This is a genomic window from Wenyingzhuangia sp. IMCC45467 (assembly GCF_054111205.1).
The window spans coordinates 2,474,141-2,492,605 of the sequence record NZ_CM134196.1 but is presented as its reverse complement, the minus strand read 5'-3'; the positions used below and the strand labels follow the sequence as shown (position 1 = coordinate 2,492,605).

Annotated in this window: 18 protein-coding genes; 10 read left to right on the top strand and 8 right to left on the bottom strand. The window is 32.2% G+C overall.

Annotated features, from left to right (window positions below; genetic code table 11):
* On the top strand, positions 1-492 hold the full coding sequence (locus tag ACXGQT_RS10675; RefSeq protein ID WP_457828585.1) for a threonine/serine exporter family protein: 492 nt from the start codon (positions 1-3) through the stop codon (positions 490-492).
* On the opposite strand, the gene ACXGQT_RS10670 is transcribed toward ACXGQT_RS10675, so the two are convergent.
* Positions 482-829, bottom strand: coding sequence for a hypothetical protein (locus ACXGQT_RS10670; RefSeq protein WP_457828584.1), 348 nt, complete (start codon positions 827-829; stop codon positions 482-484). The genes ACXGQT_RS10675 and ACXGQT_RS10670 overlap by 11 nt on opposite strands.
* Before the next feature lie 170 nt (positions 830-999).
* Here ACXGQT_RS10670 and ACXGQT_RS10665 point away from each other — a divergent pair, with 170 nt between their 5' ends.
* Positions 1,000-1,335 (top strand): single-stranded DNA-binding protein, encoded by a 336-nt coding sequence (locus ACXGQT_RS10665; RefSeq protein ID WP_457828583.1) that lies wholly within the window; start codon positions 1,000-1,002, stop codon positions 1,333-1,335.
* A 62-nt stretch (positions 1,336-1,397) separates the two neighbouring features.
* On the opposite strand, the gene ACXGQT_RS10660 is transcribed toward ACXGQT_RS10665, so the two are convergent.
* The 6 genes from ACXGQT_RS10660 to ACXGQT_RS10635 all read right to left on the bottom strand — a co-directional run bounded on the left by ACXGQT_RS10660 (position 1,398) and on the right by ACXGQT_RS10635 (position 8,081).
* On the bottom strand, positions 1,398-2,546 hold the full coding sequence (locus tag ACXGQT_RS10660; protein ID WP_457828582.1) for an alpha-hydroxy acid oxidase: 1,149 nt from the start codon (positions 2,544-2,546) through the stop codon (positions 1,398-1,400).
* 35 nt (positions 2,547-2,581) lie between these two features.
* Complete coding sequence (locus ACXGQT_RS10655; protein WP_457828581.1) at positions 2,582-3,442, bottom strand: fumarylacetoacetate hydrolase family protein; 861 nt, start codon at positions 3,440-3,442, stop codon at positions 2,582-2,584.
* Positions 3,443-3,457: 15 nt separating this feature from the next.
* Positions 3,458-4,240, bottom strand: coding sequence for an SDR family NAD(P)-dependent oxidoreductase (locus ACXGQT_RS10650; protein ID WP_457828580.1), 783 nt, complete (start codon positions 4,238-4,240; stop codon positions 3,458-3,460).
* Between the two features lie 12 nt (positions 4,241-4,252).
* A complete protein-coding gene (locus tag ACXGQT_RS10645; protein WP_457828579.1) occupies positions 4,253-5,908 on the bottom strand; it encodes a UxaA family hydrolase in 1,656 nt (551 codons plus the stop codon).
* Between the two features lie 128 nt (positions 5,909-6,036).
* Positions 6,037-7,293 (bottom strand): ABC transporter ATP-binding protein, encoded by a 1,257-nt coding sequence (locus ACXGQT_RS10640; RefSeq protein ID WP_457828578.1) that lies wholly within the window; start codon positions 7,291-7,293, stop codon positions 6,037-6,039.
* 2 nt (positions 7,294-7,295) lie between these two features.
* Positions 7,296-8,081 (bottom strand): alpha/beta fold hydrolase, encoded by a 786-nt coding sequence (locus ACXGQT_RS10635; RefSeq protein WP_457828577.1) that lies wholly within the window; start codon positions 8,079-8,081, stop codon positions 7,296-7,298.
* A 122-nt stretch (positions 8,082-8,203) separates the two neighbouring features.
* On the opposite strand from ACXGQT_RS10635, the gene mfd reads away from it, so the two are divergent.
* The 6 genes from mfd (at position 8,204) to ACXGQT_RS10605 (ending at position 14,898) form a co-directional block, all read left to right on the top strand.
* The gene (gene mfd / locus ACXGQT_RS10630; RefSeq protein WP_457828576.1) at positions 8,204-11,530 is read left to right on the top strand and encodes a transcription-repair coupling factor; all 3,327 of its coding nucleotides are present in this window, start codon (positions 8,204-8,206) and stop codon (positions 11,528-11,530) included.
* Positions 11,531-11,621: 91 nt separating this feature from the next.
* The gene (locus tag ACXGQT_RS10625; protein WP_457828575.1) at positions 11,622-11,888 is read left to right on the top strand and encodes a Bor/Iss family lipoprotein; all 267 of its coding nucleotides are present in this window, start codon (positions 11,622-11,624) and stop codon (positions 11,886-11,888) included.
* A gap of 12 nt (positions 11,889-11,900) precedes the next feature.
* The gene (locus ACXGQT_RS10620) at positions 11,901-12,188 is read left to right on the top strand and encodes a Bor/Iss family lipoprotein (protein WP_457828574.1); all 288 of its coding nucleotides are present in this window, start codon (positions 11,901-11,903) and stop codon (positions 12,186-12,188) included.
* A 75-nt stretch (positions 12,189-12,263) separates the two neighbouring features.
* The gene (locus ACXGQT_RS10615) at positions 12,264-13,556 is read left to right on the top strand and encodes an aminopeptidase P family protein (RefSeq protein WP_457828573.1); all 1,293 of its coding nucleotides are present in this window, start codon (positions 12,264-12,266) and stop codon (positions 13,554-13,556) included.
* A gap of 147 nt (positions 13,557-13,703) precedes the next feature.
* Positions 13,704-14,267, top strand: coding sequence for a TetR/AcrR family transcriptional regulator (locus ACXGQT_RS10610; RefSeq protein WP_457828572.1), 564 nt, complete (start codon positions 13,704-13,706; stop codon positions 14,265-14,267).
* Positions 14,268-14,331: 64 nt separating this feature from the next.
* The gene (locus ACXGQT_RS10605) at positions 14,332-14,898 is read left to right on the top strand and encodes a carboxymuconolactone decarboxylase family protein (RefSeq protein WP_457828571.1); all 567 of its coding nucleotides are present in this window, start codon (positions 14,332-14,334) and stop codon (positions 14,896-14,898) included.
* Between the two features lie 47 nt (positions 14,899-14,945).
* Here the strand turns inward: ACXGQT_RS10605 and metE are convergent, their stop codons facing one another.
* Entirely contained in the window at positions 14,946-17,261 is a 2,316-nt protein-coding gene (metE, locus tag ACXGQT_RS10600) for a 5-methyltetrahydropteroyltriglutamate--homocysteine S-methyltransferase (RefSeq protein ID WP_457828570.1), read from the bottom strand.
* Positions 17,262-17,417: 156 nt separating this feature from the next.
* Here metE and ACXGQT_RS10595 point away from each other — a divergent pair, with 156 nt between their 5' ends.
* Together ACXGQT_RS10595 and ACXGQT_RS10590 are read left to right on the top strand one after the other, a co-directional pair.
* Positions 17,418-17,879 carry an Lrp/AsnC family transcriptional regulator gene (locus tag ACXGQT_RS10595; protein ID WP_457828569.1) on the top strand — a complete coding sequence of 154 codons (462 nt, stop codon included), beginning with the start codon at positions 17,418-17,420 and terminating at the stop codon, positions 17,877-17,879.
* Between the two features lie 79 nt (positions 17,880-17,958).
* Positions 17,959-18,411 (top strand): CBS domain-containing protein, encoded by a 453-nt coding sequence (locus tag ACXGQT_RS10590; protein ID WP_457828568.1) that lies wholly within the window; start codon positions 17,959-17,961, stop codon positions 18,409-18,411.
* The last annotated feature ends 54 nt before the right edge of the window (positions 18,412-18,465 follow it).

Genomic DNA, 18,465 nt, shown 5'->3' with positions numbered 1-18,465 from the left:
ATGGAAATATTACAACATATAGAATTATCTTTTTGGCTAGCCATTTCAGCCACAGGATTTGCCATTTTATTTAATGTCCCAAAACGTACCATAGCTGGTATTGCGTTTCTTGCCGCTATTGGAGGATGCTCTAAATTAATTTTGATGTATTTTGGGCTTCATATTATTATTGGATCTTTAGTAGGGGCTATTATTATTGGCTTATTGAGTATCCCTATTGCTCATAACAAACATGCACCTCCACTGGTTTTTTCTATTCCTGCAGTTATTCCAATGATTCCTGGAGCCTTTGCATACAAAACCATGCTAGGCTTTATTAAACTTACTGGTGAAATTAGTACCAACACCTATGATATCATTTTAAATGAAACCATTAACAATGCCACAAAAGCTATTTTTATTATTCTTTCCCTAAGTATTGGTGTCTCATTTCCAATGTTGATAACAAGAAAAGAATCTGCTAAAAAAATTAAAATAAACCCTATTTCTTAACTAACAGTACTTGATCTAACTCCAACATTAAATACCCCTCATCATAACAGTAATGATATCTATTTCCTGTTTTTGTTTCATAAATATTGGTGTAAAGATTAAAATTAAACCCTCTTTCCTCCATAGTACTTTTAGGAACTTTTGTTTTTCCTGTAGTATTTAATTCACATAATATTTTATAATTCTTTTTTAAAGCATTGTTAATATTTCTGACCAAACTTTTATTCCCAACTTCTAACTTATTGTTAAATGCATTTCTACATTGGTCGTTACAAAATTTTTTATCAGATCTACCTACAACCTTTTCTCCACATTCTAAGCAATATTTTTCTTCCATAACTATTTAATTTAAAGCCTGTTTCAAATATAGTAAAACGATTGTAAACGACTACAACCGTTTATATACGAAAGCAAATATTTAATAACCGAATAAAACTTTAATGACTTCTCATCTTTGCCTTGTCTATAAACAACAAAACAAATTTTAATCTTTAAAAATTATACGTTATGAACAATTTAAGAAACAAAGTACAGTTAATTGGAAATTTAGGTGGAGCACCTGTAATTAAAACTTTTGGAAACGATAAAAAAGTTGCAAATTTTTCTATGGCTACCACAGACACTTACTACAACAATCAAGGAGAGCGAGTTACAGACACGCAATGGCATAATATTGTGTGTTGGAATAAAACAGCAGAGATTGTTGAAAAATATTTAGACAAAGGAAGTCAAATTGCCATTGAAGGAAAATTAACCAACGACCAATGGGAAGACAAAGAGGGGAACAAAAGAACTACAACAAAAATTGTAGTAAACGAGTTAATGATGTTAGGAGGTAAATAATTACAGCTTTTTTGGAATAAAAAACCTCAGCGATGGCTGAGGTTTTTTATTCCAATTTTTAATTACTTTATTAAATGTGGCTTAAAAGATGCTGTATCTGGACAACAAATTTGCTCCATTACTTGTTGAAATTCTCTTTTCATTAAAGAAATAGTATGATTTCCTCCTTCTTTACCCAAAGCTCCAACACCGTACATAAAACTACGACCCATAAAAGTGAATTCTGCTCCACTAGCCATAGCCCTTGCAATATCTGGACCTCCACGTAAACCTGAGTCTACCATTATTTTGATTTGATCTCCATATTTTTGAGCCAAATTAGTCATAGGAACAATAGAAGATTGTCCAGCATCTAACTGACGTCCTCCGTGATTAGAAACAATCAATCCATCAACACCAAGTTTGATGGCTTTTTCTGTATCTTCTTCACTTACCACTCCCTTAATAACCAACTTACCTTTCCATTGTTTACGTATAGAAGCTATTCTTTCTTCGTTTAATCTACCACTAAAAGTAGCATCCATAAACTGTGCAAGTTGTTGTAAGTTCATTCCTTTAGGCATGTACTTAGCCATGGTTTCAAAGTTAGGCTGACCGTGTTTTAATGTTAACGCTGCCCAATGTGGATGTTTTAATACCTCTATAATGTTTTTTAAGGTCATTCTTGGTGGCATTCCCAATCCGTTACGAGTATCTCTTGGTCTTACTCCAAACGTAGGAACATCAGCTAAAATAACCAACACATCACAACCTGCTTTGGCTGCTCTATCAATGACATCTTTTTTAATTTCTTCATCAGATGGATGGTATAATTGAAACCAGAAATTACCTTCTGTAATTTCGGAAATTCGTTCAATACTAGTAGTGGTTACTGTACTTAATATAAATGGCACATTATGATCTTTAGCTGCTTTTGCTAAAATTTCAGGAGCATTTGGCCACATTAATCCTTGTAAACCAACAGGTGCAATACCAAATGGAGCTGAATACGTTTTTCCAAACAACTCAGTTTCCATATTAGATTTATCAAACTTTGATAAATACTGAGGCATCAACTCTATTTTTTGAAGATCTGTTCTGTTTTTATCAAGATTGATATCTTCATTACATCCTCCATCTAAATACTCAAAAGCAAATTTTGGCATTTTTACCATCGCTCTTTTTCTTAAGTCATCCATAGAAGGATACTTGGTATTGATTTTTATTTCCATCTTAAATTAAAATTTTGCGGTAAATATAACACTCTTTATTTTTTTGAGTATCCTTTACAGTGCTGTTTAGACGTTCCTAAACCTTCAATACCTAATTCCATTACATCACCTGGTTTTAAATATACAGGAGGATTGAATCCTAATCCTACACCTGCAGGGGTTCCTGTAGAAATAATATCCCCTGGTAATAATGTCATAAACTGGCTAATGTATGAAACTACTTCTTGCACGTTAAAAATAAAGTCGTTGGTGTTAGAGTGTTGTATACGCTTTCCGTTTAACTCTAACCAAAGCTCTAGGTTGTTAGGGTCTTTAATTTCATCTTTGGTAGCAATAAAAGGTCCTATAGGAGCAAATGTATCACTTCCTTTTCCTTTACACCATTGCGTTCCTCTTTCTAATTGAAAAGCTCTTTCAGAAATGTCGTTGTGTAATACATAGCCCGCAATATGGTCTTCTGCATCTTCTAACTCAACATAAGAAGCTTTTTTACCAATTACAATAGCCAACTCCACTTCCCAGTCTGTTTTTTCTGAGTTTTTTGGAATTACAACATCATCATTAGGTCCAATTAATGCTGAAGTAGATTTAAAGAACAATACTGGTTCTGTAGGAACTGCTGCTCCAGTTTCTGCTGCATGCTTAGCGTAGTTTAACCCTACACAAACTATTTTAGATGGTCTTGTTAAAGGAGCTGCCAAACGTACATCTTCTGCAATTTCAGGACAAGATGCCTCGTTGTCTTTTAACCAAGCTGATAATCTTTCTAATCCATCACCTCCAAAAAATTGCTCGTTGTAATCACTTCCAAAAGCAGATACATCAATTTTTTTTCCTGCTGCTGTAATTACTCCTGGTTTTTCAGCACCTTCTGCTCCAAATCTTATTAATTTCATCTTAATTATATTTTATTATTTTCCGTTTAATTTTATAAATCCACCATCAATTGGGTAATCTGTTCCTGTAATAAAAGAAGCTTCATCAGAAACTAAATATAAGGCTAAATTACCTATTTCTTCTGGTTTTGCCATTCTACCAATTGGTTGTGTTGCTGATAACTTATCGAACATTTCTGCTTCTTGCTCTGGGTAGTTTTTAGAAATAAATCCATCTACAAAAGGAGTGTGCACTCTTGCAGGAGAAATACAGTTACAACGGATTCCGTCATTTACATAGTCTTTTGCAATAGAATACGTCATGGTTAATACTGCTCCTTTGGTCATTGAATATGCAAAACGATCGAACAAACCTACAGAAGAGGCAATAGAGGCCATGTTAATAATAGCTCCTCCACCATTTTGTTTCATAAACGGGATTACAGCATATAACGAATTGTAAACTCCTTTAATATTTACATTATACAATTTATCTAAATCTTCTGGAGAACAAGCCTCTACATTACCAACATGTGCAATTCCTGCATTGTTAATTAAGATATTAATTGGCTGATTGTCATTAATCGCCTTGATTGTGTTTTTAACTCCTTCGTGATCTACCACATTTACTTGGTGTACCACAGCTTGTCCACCGCTAGCAATAATTTCATCGGCTACTCTTTGAGCCCCTTCTGTTGTTAAATCTAAAATATTTACCAAAGCTCCTGCTCCTGCTAATGCTTTAGAAATAGCTTCACCAATACCGCTACCACCACCAGTAACAACGGCACATTTTCCTGTTAAATTAAATACTGACATTTTCTTCTTGTTTTATAATGACATTCCTCTTTTCCAAGGAATAAAATCGTTTTGTCCTAATTGCATTGCTTTGGTTTTTTCACCGCTTGCAACTTTAATTACATATTCTAATAATTCTTCTCCTTTAGATGATAGTGTGTCTCCTTCTATAACCCCTCCTGCATTAAAATCAAGAATATCATTCATTTTGTTGAACAATGTAGTGTTGGTTGCTACTTTTACTACTGGTACAATTGGGTTTCCTGTAGGAGTTCCTAAACCTGTGGTAAACAAGATAACATTACATCCTGATCCTGCCAAACCTGTTGTAGATTCCACATCATTCCCTGGAGTACACAATAAGTTTAAACCTGGTTTTGTAATTTGTTCTGTATAATCTAACACATCAGTAACAGGAGAACTTCCTCCTTTTTTAGCAGCCCCAGCAGATTTAATAGCATCGGTAATTAAACCATCTTTAATATTTCCTGGCGATGGATTTGCATGAAAACCTCCTCCTAAAAATTCTGCTTTCTCGTTGTAAGTAGACATAATTTGAGAAAATTTATCAGCCTTTTCTTTAGACACACATCTATTAATCATTTCTTGTTCTACTCCGTTTAACTCAGGAAATTCTGCCAATACAGTTGTTCCTCCTAAACCAACAACCAAATCAGACACATATCCTAAGGTTGGGTTTCCAGAAATACCAGAAAAACCATCCGAAGCTCCACATTCTAAACCAATGACCAATTTGCTTAACGGTGCAGGTTTTCTTGTATATTCATTTGCTTGCATTAAACCTGCAAACGTTTTTTTAATAGCCTCTTCTAAAAAGTCTCTTTCTGAGGTACTTTCTTGTTGTGTTAATACATACAAAGGCTTTTTGTGTTCCTTAGAAAAACCATTTAAAGCCTCTTCTAAAATTTTTGCTTGTGCATGCTGACATCCTAAACTTAAAACCGTAGCTCCTGCTACATTTGGATTGTTAATATACCCAGCTAACAGGTGGCATAACGCAACAGAATCTGGTGTAGATCCTCCACAACCTCCATCGTGTCTTAAGAAATGAATTCCATCAACATTTGGAAATAATTTATTTGATTTTGCCTCTTCTTTATTTTCTTTAATATCTGTACTTAAAACATCTTCTATAGAAGCTCCTTCTTGATAAGCGTTTACCAATTTATTTACAGCAAAACCTGTTTCTTGTTTTTGGTTAAACCCTAGTTGATCTACAATGGCTTTTTCTATAACTGTTACATTTCTGTTTTCGCAAAAAACCAACGGAATTACCAACCAATTGTTTTGAGTTCCCACTTTTCCATCTGCTCTATGATAACCATTAAATGTTCTTCCTTTAAAGTTAGAAATATTTGGAGCTAACCACTCCTCTACTTCCTTTTTATTTGCACTGTATTCTTCTGCTCTATGAACAACATTGTGAGTATGTATAATCTCTCCTTTGGCAATAGGTTGTGTTGCTTCTCCAACCAAAACCCCATACATATAAACTAAATCTCCTTTATTTAAATCTGTAATCACAAACTTATGCTTAGCAGGAATATCTGTTTTTAAAGTGTAATCAACACCTTCATAAGAAACAATATCTCCTTTAGCAAGATCTGTTAAAGCAACAATAACATTGTCTTTGGTATGTATTTTTAATACCGAATTTTTCTGAGACATATTTAACAATTTAATATTGTTACAAATCTAAGTCAGCTTATCTTAATAAAAATCAACTATTAAGCCCAATATCAATACTTTTTTTGCCACAAACATATTTATTAAATAAAATATGTGCTTTATGTACGTTATTCTACTGTCCCGATAGAACCATTTTGGGTAGGAGTTAATTGATAAATTTTATCGGGATGTAATCCCTGTAACATTCTGTGAGATACGTAAAGAATAGCAGTATCTGTTTCTTTATGAATTTTATTGATAAACGCTGTTAACATGGAAGTAGCATAATCATCTAATTCATTGGTTGGCTCATCTAGAATAAGTAAGGGTGGATATTTTACCATGGCACGAATAATTAATACAATTCTTTGCAACTCTGGGGTTAAACGAACAAAATATTGTTGCTTTTTTTCTTTTAACCCTACCAAATCTAACCACTTATCTACTTCATGAATTTGATGTCCTGTTGGATTTTGGTACAAACCAATAGAATCATAAAAACCTGACAATACCATGTGTTGAATAGTAAATAACTTTCCAAAAAACTGAGTTAAACTTGGTGAAAAGTATCCTATCTTTTTTTTGAGCTCCCAAACGGTTTCTCCACTTCCTTTTTTACGGCCAAACAACATAATATTTTCACCAAAAGCTTTGGCATTATCACCCGTAATCATGGTTAACAAACTGGTTTTTCCTGCTCCGTTAGGTCCTTTTAAATGCCAGAACTCTCCTTTATTAATGGTCCAATTAATGTTATTTACAATTTGTCTGGTTTCTTCATAAAAAATATTGACATCGGTAAACTTTACCAATGGGTTTTCTACTTGTATATTTTGTAAATTATCTGGAAGTTTTCCTTTAAACACATAAGGCTTTTGCTGCTTATGAAAATATTTATCATATTCCGTAAGAGTTCCCGAAAATTCTATGACATCATTTTCTATTAAATGCACCTCATTGATAAAAGGCAATACCTCATCTCTTATTTTAAATACTTGAACTAACTTAATTTTTTTTGAAATTTCGATAAGTTTATCAGCCAATTCAGCTTGTTTTTCAATATCTAAACAATCATAAGGTTTGTCTAAAATTAAAAAATCAAATTCCTGCTGTTCCAAATAATTGAGGAGTAATTTTTTTTGTTGACCGCTAGAATAAGACTTTAAACTTCTGATATTTCCATTGCCATCAATACAATTTTTTGTTAAAGTATAATCATCGTGATTTACTTCTTCTGTAATGTATTTCTCCAACACAGAAGTACTAAACAGAGCTCCTTTTTTTCCATTAAACTTTGGAAACAAATTTTGCTCATCTCCAACCAATAAATGCTTAATAAAATGAGTTTGATTGGTGGATTTGTTAAAAATGGCAATATGATTCATGATTAATATTTTTTTACAAATGCTAAAATAGCTTGTTCTGCTCCTTCCTTATCTTCAATTAAACTCATATGTCCATTTTCAAGTTCTACCACTTCGGTATTAGCATCTTTGGTTTGCTCAATTAAATCTTCATATTTTAAAACAGGATCTTTTTTTCCTAAAATCATTAAAGATGGATAAGGTCCAAAATGTAATAACACTTCTCTATCCAATCTAATTTTCATTCCCTCCAAAGCAGCAATAATTCCTTGTCTAGAAGTTTTTAAAGCCTCTTTTTTAACCTTAGCAATTTCATCGGCATAAATTTTTCTACACTTGGAACGGAATAACATAGGAATTGAAGTTCTGATAAAGGACTTATGATTTTCTTTTACCACTGCTATGGCTCTATCTCTTCCTATTTTTTTCTCCTCTGTATCAGGTCTTGCTGTAGAATTTAACAGCACCAAGCCTTTTACATTGTCAGGATACAAATCTGCAAAAGCCAAAGCCACATAGCCTCCCATGGAATGTCCTACAAAAAAAGACCTACGGATATTTAAGACCTCTAAAACTGCTTTTACCGCTTCAGCCATTTCTGTCATCGTGTGAACATATCCCAAACTTTCCGTTTGCCCGTGTCCTAACAAATCTATACAAACAACCCTAAATTTAGGGTTTAATACTTTTTCTAAACCAAGCCACATAGTGGTATTTTCTAAAAAACCGTGCAATAAAACAATAGCAGTTCCCTTTCCAGATTCGGTATAATGGATTGGGGTATTTTTATAAGTAATAAATGTGCTCATACTGCAAAAATAAGGAGTTGATGACTAGAGAACAATGAAAGTCAACCAATTATTTAACAACAGAAATTTTCAGTTTTTTAAAACCTAGGATAACCCTACATTTGTAAGAAAATATTTAGGTCTTGAAAATTCAATCTCTACTAGAAAAGTACCAACATGCAAGTGCTACAAAACAATTAGTAACACAAATTTCTCAAGAAAAAACACATGCGGTATTAAGTAAATTTAATGGAGCTGCCTTATCTATTATAATTGCAGAAACCTTTAAACAAATAGACAAAACTTTTTTATTGATTTTAAATGATAAAGAACAAGCAGCTTATCATTTAAACGATTTGGAACGATTGTTAAACGATAAAGATGTCCTTTTTTATCCTGGTTCTTACCGAAGACCTTATGAAATTGAAGATGTAGACAATGCCAATGTATTAATGCGTGCAGAGGTTTTAAACCGATTGAATTCCAGAAAAAAACCAGCCATTATTGTCACCTATCCAAACGCTTTGTTTGAAAAAGTTGTGACTAAAAAAGACCTGAATAGCAATACATTAAAAATTACTACGGGTGATGAATTTAGCCTAGATTTTATTAATGAAGTATTGTTTGAGTATAAATTTAACCGAGTAGATTTTGTTACCGAGCCAGGAGAGTTTGCCGTGCGTGGTGGAATTGTAGATGTGTTTTCTTTTGCCAATGATGAACCTTACAGATTAGAATTTTTTGGTGATGAAGTAGACAGCATTAGAACTTTTGATGTAGAAACACAACTTTCTACCGGAAAACCCAACAAAATTCAAATCATGCCCAACGTGGAAAACAAACAGTTTTCCGAAAAAAGAGAATCGTTTTTAAAGTTTATCCCTAACAATAGTGTGATTTTTACGTTGAGTATAGACATTCTTCAAAACGATTTAAATACTTTGTTTGAAAAAGCAACCTCTCGTTTTGAAACTTTATCAGAAACTTTAAATCATACGTTGCCAAGCGAATTGTTTTTAGATGGTATTCAAATCAAAGAACAATTAAAAGGGTATAGTAGAGTTGCTATTAACAACAGCACCTCTACAGATAGCATTAACGGAAATACCGAACCTCAACCTTCTTTTAACAAACATTTTGATTTGTTAATAGAAAACCTACAACAAAATACCTTAAAAGGATATCAAAATTATTTATTCTGTTCCAGCGAAAAACAAGCAAAACGTTTTCACGATATTTTTGATGAAAGTGAAAAAGAAATAGAATACCAAACCGTAGTTTTTCAAATTCACGAAGGGTTTGTAGATCACGAACACAAAATAGTTTGTTATACCGATCATCAAATTTTTGAGCGTTATAATAAGTTTCAGCTTAAAAACGGTTTTGCCAAAAAACAAGCCGTTACCCTACAAGAAATTAACAATTTAGAAATTGGAGATTTTGTGACTCATATAGATCATGGAATTGGAAAATTTGGAGGGTTACAAAAAATAGATGTCAACGGTAAAAAGCAAGAAGCTATCAAATTAATTTATGGAGATGCCGATGTACTTTATATCAGCATACACTCTTTACATAAAATATCTAAATTCAACGGAAAAGATGGTAAAGTTCCTAAAGTTCACAAATTAGGATCTCCTGCTTGGAAAAAAGCCAAACAAACCGCCAAAGCCAAAGTAAAACAAATTGCTTTTGATTTGATTCAATTGTATGCAAAACGAAAAAATCAAAAAGGATTTGCTTTTGATCCAGACAGTTATTTACAACATGAGTTAGAAGCTAGTTTTATGTATGAAGATACACCAGATCAATTTACGGCTACTCAAGATGTAAAATCTGATATGGAAAGTGACAAACCTATGGACAGATTGGTTTGTGGAGATGTTGGTTTTGGAAAAACAGAAGTTGCTATTCGTGCTGCTTTTAAAGCAGTAGACAACGGAAAGCAGGTAGCCGTGTTGGTTCCTACCACTATTTTGGCTTTTCAACATTTTAAATCTTTCAAAAAAAGATTAGAAGATTTTCCGGTAAACATTAACTATTTAAACCGTTTTAAAACGGCTAAACAAAAGAAAATAGTCATGGAAGATTTGGCCGAAGGAAGGCTAGATATTGTCATCGGAACCCATCAACTAGTTTCTGATAAAATCAAATACAAAGACTTAGGATTGTTAATTATTGATGAGGAACAAAAATTTGGAGTAGCTGCCAAAGACAAGTTAAAAACCATTAAAGAAAATGTAGATACTTTAACCTTAACTGCTACACCGATCCCAAGAACTTTACAGTTTAGTTTAATGGCAGCAAGAGATTTATCAGTAATTGCAACTCCTCCACCCAACCGTCATCCTATAGAAAGTAATGTGATTGGTTTTAGCGAAGAAGCTATTAGAGATGCTGTGATGTACGAAATATCTCGTGGAGGACAAATTTTCTTTATACACAACAGAGTAGACAATATTAAAGAAGTTGCCGGAATGTTACAACGTTTGGTTCCCGATGCTAGAATTGGAGTAGGGCACGGTCAGCTAGAAGGTAGAAAACTAGAAGAAGTGATGGTTAATTTTATGGAAGGAAACTACGATATTTTAGTGGCCACCACCATTATAGAATCTGGTTTAGATGTACCAAATGCCAACACTATTTTTATCAATCATGCTAATAATTTTGGATTATCCGATTTACACCAGATGCGTGGTCGTGTGGGGCGTTCTAACAAAAAAGCTTTCTGTTATTTTATTTGTCCGCCTTACCATATGATGACCGAAGAAGCTCGTAAACGTATTCAAGCTTTAGAAATGTTTAGTGAATTGGGTAGCGGAATTAACATTGCCATGAAAGATTTAGAAATTCGTGGAGCAGGAGATTTGTTAGGAGGAGAACAAAGCGGATTTATTACCGATATTGGTTTTGATACTTATCAAAAAATATTAGAAGAAGCCGTTAAAGAGTTAAAAGAAAAAGAGTTTAAAGATTTGTATGATGAAGAAGATGCCGAAAACAAAGATTATGTATCCGACATACAAATAGACACCGATTTTGAAATTTTATTCCCTGATGATTACATCAACGTAATTGCAGAAAGATTAAACCTGTATAAAAAATTAGGAGAATTAACCAACGAAGAAGAATTACAAGAGTTTGAAAAACAACTAATTGATCGATTTGGAGAACTCCCAACCCAAGTAATTGATTTGTTAGACTCTGTTAGAATTAAATGGTTGGCTAAAAAATTAGGATTAGAAAAAATAGTCTTAAAACAAAAAAGAATGATTGGATATTTTGTTTCCGATCAACAAAGTGGTTTTTATAACACCCAGTCGTTTACAAACGTTTTAAAATACGTGCAAAACAATTCTAAAATGTGTGTAATGAAAGAAAAAGAAACCAAAAACGGTTTGCGATTACTCATTACATTTATTAGGATTGATAGCGTAAAGAAAGCCTTGGAAACATTGAGAAATATTTAAAAAACTGAGTGATTACACAGGGGCTTTTCATAGTTTTTTTTATTATGTTTACGGCATTCTTAAAAAACTTTAACTAATGAAAAAAATTATAATGGCAGCTGTTCTTTGCCTTTCCTTAACGTCATGCTATGTGCATGAGTACACAATTGGTAATGGTGCCCAAAAAGGTATTGAAAAAACTTCTTGGAATCATTTTGCAATCAGAGGTTTAGCACCTATTAAAACAGCTCAACCAGAAGAAATGGCCAATGGAGCGAAAGATTATACTGTTAAAACTAGATTTAGATTTATAGACTATATAATATCAGGTTTAACATATGGTATTTATACACCAACTGCTACAACTGTAACCAAATAATCTATACCAATCATGAAAAAAGCATTATACACAATATTATTAGGAAGTTCTTTATTATTAACATCTTGTTACTCTACTATACATACTTTTGGAGAAGGACCTCAAACTGGTCAAGAAGTTAAAGGAAAAAACAAATATTTGTTTTGGGGGCTATCTCCATTAAAAACTACTGAGCCTCAAAAAATGGCTAATGGTTCTGATAACTTTGAAGCTAAAACAGAGTTCACAATTGTTGACCAATTTTTAAGTATTATCACTTTAGGTATATATGGTCAAAGTACAACTACTGTATCTAAATAATTTCACCTTCAAGAACCACAAAACCTCTTCTGTTAGGAAGAGGTTTTTTTATGTCTTTTTCATAACTTTATGTTTATGAAATACAACCCAATCAACCCACAATTATTTATAGAAAACAGAAAACGCTTTACCCAACAAATGGAAGCCAATTCCATTGCGTTTTTTAATTCAAACGACATTTATTTAACTGGAGCAGATAGTACTTTGCCTTTTCATCAGCACCGAGATATTTTTTACTTGAGTGGTGTAGATCAAGAAGAATCGGTATTGGTATTGTTTCCTGATGCTAAAAACCCTAATCACAGAGAAATTTTATTCACCAAAGAAACCAGTGAATTAATTGCTATTTGGGAAGGAGAAAAATTAAATAAAAAAACTGCCACTCAAACTTCTGGAATCCAAACCATTTACTGGTTATCTGAAATGGAAACAGTTTTAAAAGATTTAATTCCTGAAGCTAAAAACATCTATGTGAACCAAAACCCACACAAAAGAGCGGTTTTAGAAATGGAAACACGTGAAAATCGTTTTGTAAAAAAATTAAAAGAAAACTATCCAAATCACAACTATTTAAAAGCTTCGGATATTCTTTTTCAACTAAGAGGAATTAAGTCTCAGATAGAAATTGATTTGATTCGAAACGCTTGCAACATCACCAAAAAAGCATTTGATAGAATTTTAAATTTTGTGAAGCCTAATGTTTGGGAATACGAAATTGAAGCTGAAATGATGCATGAGTTTCTTAGAAACAAATCTAAAGGATTTGCCTACACACCCATTATAGCTTCAGGATATTCTGCCTGTGTGTTACACTATATAGAAAATAACAAACAGTGTAAAGACGGCGATTTGATTTTAATGGATACTGCTGCCGAATATGCCAATTACTCTAGTGACTTAACCAGAACCATTCCAGTAAACGGAAAATATACCAATAGACAAAAAGCTGTTTATCAATCTGTACTAAACGTAAAAAACGAAGCTACTAAAATGCTCAAAGAAGGTACACTTTGGACAGCGTATAACGAAGAAGTTGGAAAATTAATGACCTCTGAATTATTATCATTAAAACTACTAGATAAAGCCGATATTCAGAACCAAACCAAAGAAAAACCTGCCTATAAAAAATATTTTATGCATGGTACATCACATCATTTAGGATTAGACACTCATGACTATGGAGAGTTTGAAAATGAAATGAAAGCCAATATGGTATTAACCGTAGAGCCTGGTATTTATATTCCAAATGAAAACTTAGGAATTAGATTAGAAGATGATTTGGTGCTTCAAAAAAATGCTGAACCTATTAATTTGATGAAAAATATACCTATTGAAATTGAGGAAATTGAAGGTATAATGAATGCTTAAAACATCATATTTTAGAAACTTATTAAGCTGTTACAAAAATTCTGTAACAGCTTTTTTTATGTAAAAATTACTTACTCATATCAAAAACATAAAATAGTTTTTTTGTTTCTAACCATTTGGTTAGTTTTGTACTGTATTAAGATAATAATGGCAAGAAAAAAGGAATACATAGAAGAAGAAGTTATTGAAAAAGCAATGAACTTATTCTGGAAGAATGGTTACGAAACTACTTCTATGCAAATGCTTGAAAAAGAAATGGGCATTAATAAATTTTCTATATACGCTAGTTTTGGTAACAAAAATGGAGTCTTGCTAGAGAGTATTAAATGTTACAAGAAAAAATTAAACAGGCTTATTTTAAAGCTAGAATCATCTACAAAAGGAGTAAATGCTATTAAAGATTATTTTTATGATTTTGTAGAATTTACCAAAGAGATTGAGTTTGGAAAAGGTTGTTTGGTAACTAATACTGCAAATGAACTAACTGAAAAAGCGGATGAGCAAATAAAAAAAGTCCTAGAAAACTTTACAAATGAAATAAAAGAGCATTTTATGAAAGTTTTAAAAAAGGATGCGACCAAAGATGAAATTACAGTTAAAGAACAAGGAGATTTTTTAATAATAGCAATGTTTGGCTTAGCCTCTGCAACAAGAGTTTTTAACCCATCACAATTAAAAAACTATATAGAAAATACATTCAAAAGTCTTTAACATTTTTTTTAACCAATTTCTAACCGAACGTTTAGAAATAAATAATATTTAAAAAACTTAAAATATGAGTACAACAAACCAAAAAGAAACATTAACAATTCACACTATTGAATCTGCACCCGAAGGAAGTAAAGCTTTGTTAGAAGCATCACAAAAAAACAATGGTTTTTTACCAAATTTACACGGAGTATTGGCTGGAGCTCCTGGTTTATTAGAAGCATACCAAACATTACACGGATTGTTTACAAATTCATCTTTTAATAAAGATGAATTAACCGTAGTTTGGCAAACCATTAATGTAGAGCACGGATGTCATTACTGCGTTCCCGCACATACAGGAATTGCAAAAGCAATGAAGGTTGATGATGCTATTACAGAAGCCTTAAGAAACAAAACTTCTTTACCTACAGAAAAACTACAAACATTACACAAAACAACTCTGTCTATTACCAAAAACAGAGGAAATATTTCTAAAGAAGAAATAGAAACTTTTTACGCGGCTGGATACACCCAAAGACATTTGCTAGAAATTATTTTAGGATTATCTCAAAAAGTAATTAGCAACTACACAAATAGTATTGCAGAAACTCCTGTAGATGATGCTTTTAAAAGCTTTGCTTGGAGTAAATAAAAAAATTAAAATCCCGTATACAAAAACTATATACGGGATTTTTAAACTTAACAACTAACTTCAACTTTTTCTCTTATTTGCTGAGTGGCATTTACCATAACCTCTAAAGCTTTTTTGGTTTCAGGCCATTTTCTAGTTTTTAGCCCACAATCAGGATTGATCCAAATGTTTTCTTTTGGGATGTATTTTTCTGCCTTTTCAATTAAATCCACCACTTCTTGGGTTGATGGCACTCTTGGCGAATGGATATCATACACTCCTGGCCCTATTTCATTAGGATAGTTAAACTCTGCAAAAACATCTAACAATTCCATTTGAGAACGAGAACATTCAATAGTAATAACATCTGCATCCATATCTGCAATTGCTTTGATAATGTCATTAAACTCCGAATAACACATATGAGTGTGAATTTGAGTTTCATCATTTACACCACTAGCAGACAACTTAAAAGCATTTACTGCCCATGTTAAATAATCATTCCACTGTGCTTGTTTTAACGGCAATCCTTCTCTAATAGCAGGCTCATCAATCTGAATAATTTTTATTCCTGCTTTTTCTAAATCTACAACCTCATCTCTAATAGCTAGAGCAATTTGATTACAGGTTGTTTTTCTAGGTTGATCATCTCTCACAAAAGACCATTGTAAAATGGTAACTGGCCCCGTTAACATTCCTTTTACATACTTATCGGTTAAAGATTGTGCAAAAACCGTCCACTCTAAAGTCATTGGATTTAATCGCTCTACATCACCAAAAATAATTGGTGGTTTTACACAGCGAGTTCCATAACTCTGAACCCATCCAAATTGGGTAAAAGCAAAACCTTCTAATTGCTCACCAAAATATTCAACCATGTCATTTCTCTCAAACTCTCCATGAACCAATACATCTAGTCCTACTTGTTCTTGAAATTCAATTGACTCTTTGGTTTCTTGTTCCAATAAAGAATTATACTCTTGGTTACTTATCAGCCCTTTTTTATGTTTAGCTCTCCAACTTCTTACCTCTGGTGTTTGAGGAAAAGATCCAATTGTAGTGGTTGGATATAAAGGCAGTTGTAAAGCTTTTGTTTGAATTATTTTTCTAGTTGCAAAAGCACTATTTCTATGTAAATCTTTATCTTCTATAAAACTTTCACGTTCTTTTACCTTAAACTTATGAATTCTGCTAGAAGCTCTTCTTTCTTGAATGTCTTTTTTATTATTTTCAAAAGCTAATAAATCTGCATGAGTAGGATGTGTACTTAATGTTTTTAATAACACTACTTCGTCTAATTTTTGAGCAGCAAAACTCAACCAAGATGTTAATTCATCATCTAATTTTTCTTCGCTTTTTAAATCCACAGGTACATGTAATAATGAGCTAGAACTTGCTACCCAAACCCTATCAGTACCTAAAACATCTTTGGCTTTGTTAATTTGTGTTATAGATTTGGTAAAATCGTTCTTCCAAATATTACGACCATCAACCAAACCTAAAGACAATATTTTTGATTGATTTTTAAATTCTGATTGTAATATTTTTAACAATTGTGTTTCATCACCTCTAGTTAAATCAACATGTAATACTGCTCCTGGTAATTGATTAATTAGTTCTAAATTGTCTAAAACATCATCAAAATAAGCAGCAGTAATAAACTTTACATTCGGGAATTCTTTATTTAAAAACTGATGTGTTTTCTGAATGGTAAATTGTTCTTTATCGTTTAAATTTAAAGCTAAAAAAGGTTCATCTATTTGAATATACGTTGCTCCTAAATTTTCTAACTCAGCAATAACTTGCTTATAAACTTCTAACAAACCATCTAACAAATCTAACTTATCAAAACCAGCTTCTTTTTCTTTTCCTAACAATAAATAAGAAGCAGGACTAATCAATACTGGTTTTGCATTAATTCCTAAAGCAACTGCTTCTTTATACTCATTAATTACTTTTTTTGATAAATTTTTAAATGTTTGATCTTTTACAAACTCAGGAACTATATAGTGATAATTGGTATCAAACCATTTTGTCATCTCCATAGCCGTTAAATCATATTTATCTGACTGCAGACCTCTTGCCATGGCAAAATACAAGTCTAATTCAGAAAAATTTTCATCATTAACCAGTGCCTGATAACGTTGAGGAATAGCACCAACGGTTAGTGTAAGATCTAATACCTGATCATAAAAAGAAAAATCGTTTACAGGAATTAAGTCTACTCCAGACTCCTGTTGTTTTTTCCAATTTTGTTTTCTAATTTCAGTAGCTATAAGCTGCAAGTCATTTTCATTACTTTTTTTTAACCAGTAATTTTCTATGGCTTTTTTTAGTTCTCTTTTGGCTCCAATTCTTGGATAACCTAGTACATGACTTTTCATAGTATTTTTAGATTAAAATTCTACCACAAAGCTATAACACAGAAACATAAGCCTAAAACCAAGGGCTAAATAAAGATAAATAACCTATTTATTTAATTTTTAAGGTATAATTATCTATCTTAGCTATAAAAAAAGCTAAAAAAAGAAAATTATACTATGTATGTACCTGATCAAATTGATTTAATTCTATTAAAACAATTACAAAAAAATGCTAGAATTACCATAAAAGAGCTAGCCAACATTACCAATCTATCTAACACACCTGTTCATGAAAGAATAAAAAAGTTAGAAAAGAACGGATATATTACCAAACATGTAGCACTATTAAATAGAAATCTTTTAGGCAAAAAATTAATTGTTTTTTGCAGCATAAAATTAAAAGAACATACGATGGATATTGGCCATCAGTTTGTAAAAGATATTACCTCTTTAAAACAAGTAACAGAATGTTATAATATTTCTGGTGATTATGATTTTTTACTAAAAGTGATGATTAATGACATGGATGATTATCAAAACTTTGTTTTAAATCATTTAGGAAGAGTCAAAAACATAGGAAGTACTCAAAGCACTTTTGTAATGGGAGAAATTAAAAATTGCACTGAAATACCCATTTAAACAAATAAATCGTAACAAAATAATTGACTTGATGAAAAATAAATACTATATTAGGTATTCACGTTAAAAAATACTCAATATGGCTATCAAAAACTTTAGATCACCCGATGCACGAGCAGGAACTGTGGCAGACAAAATATTAGTTTCAGATTATATGGTACCTAGAAATAGGTTGATATCCTTTTCTCCCAAATTAAGTATAGGAGAGGCTATGCAAATATTGGTAACCAACAATATTGCCGGTGCCTGTGTGTTAGATGAAAATGATGTAATACTAGGGATGATTTCTGAGGGAGATTGTATGAAAAAAATTGCGCATAGTAGGTATTATAATATTCCGTTGCACGACCAAACTGTAGAAGAATACATGGAAACTATTGTGGAGTCTATTAATGGAGATACTAATATTTTTGATGCAGCACATATGTTTTGTACTTCTAGAAGAAACCGTTTTCCCGTGGTAAGCGATGGAAAAATAATTGGACAAATTAGTAGAAAGGATATTTTAAAAGCCGCCCTAGAAATAAGATAAACTAGATGAACTATAAAACGAAAATCGCCATCACAGAATTGTGATGGCGATTTT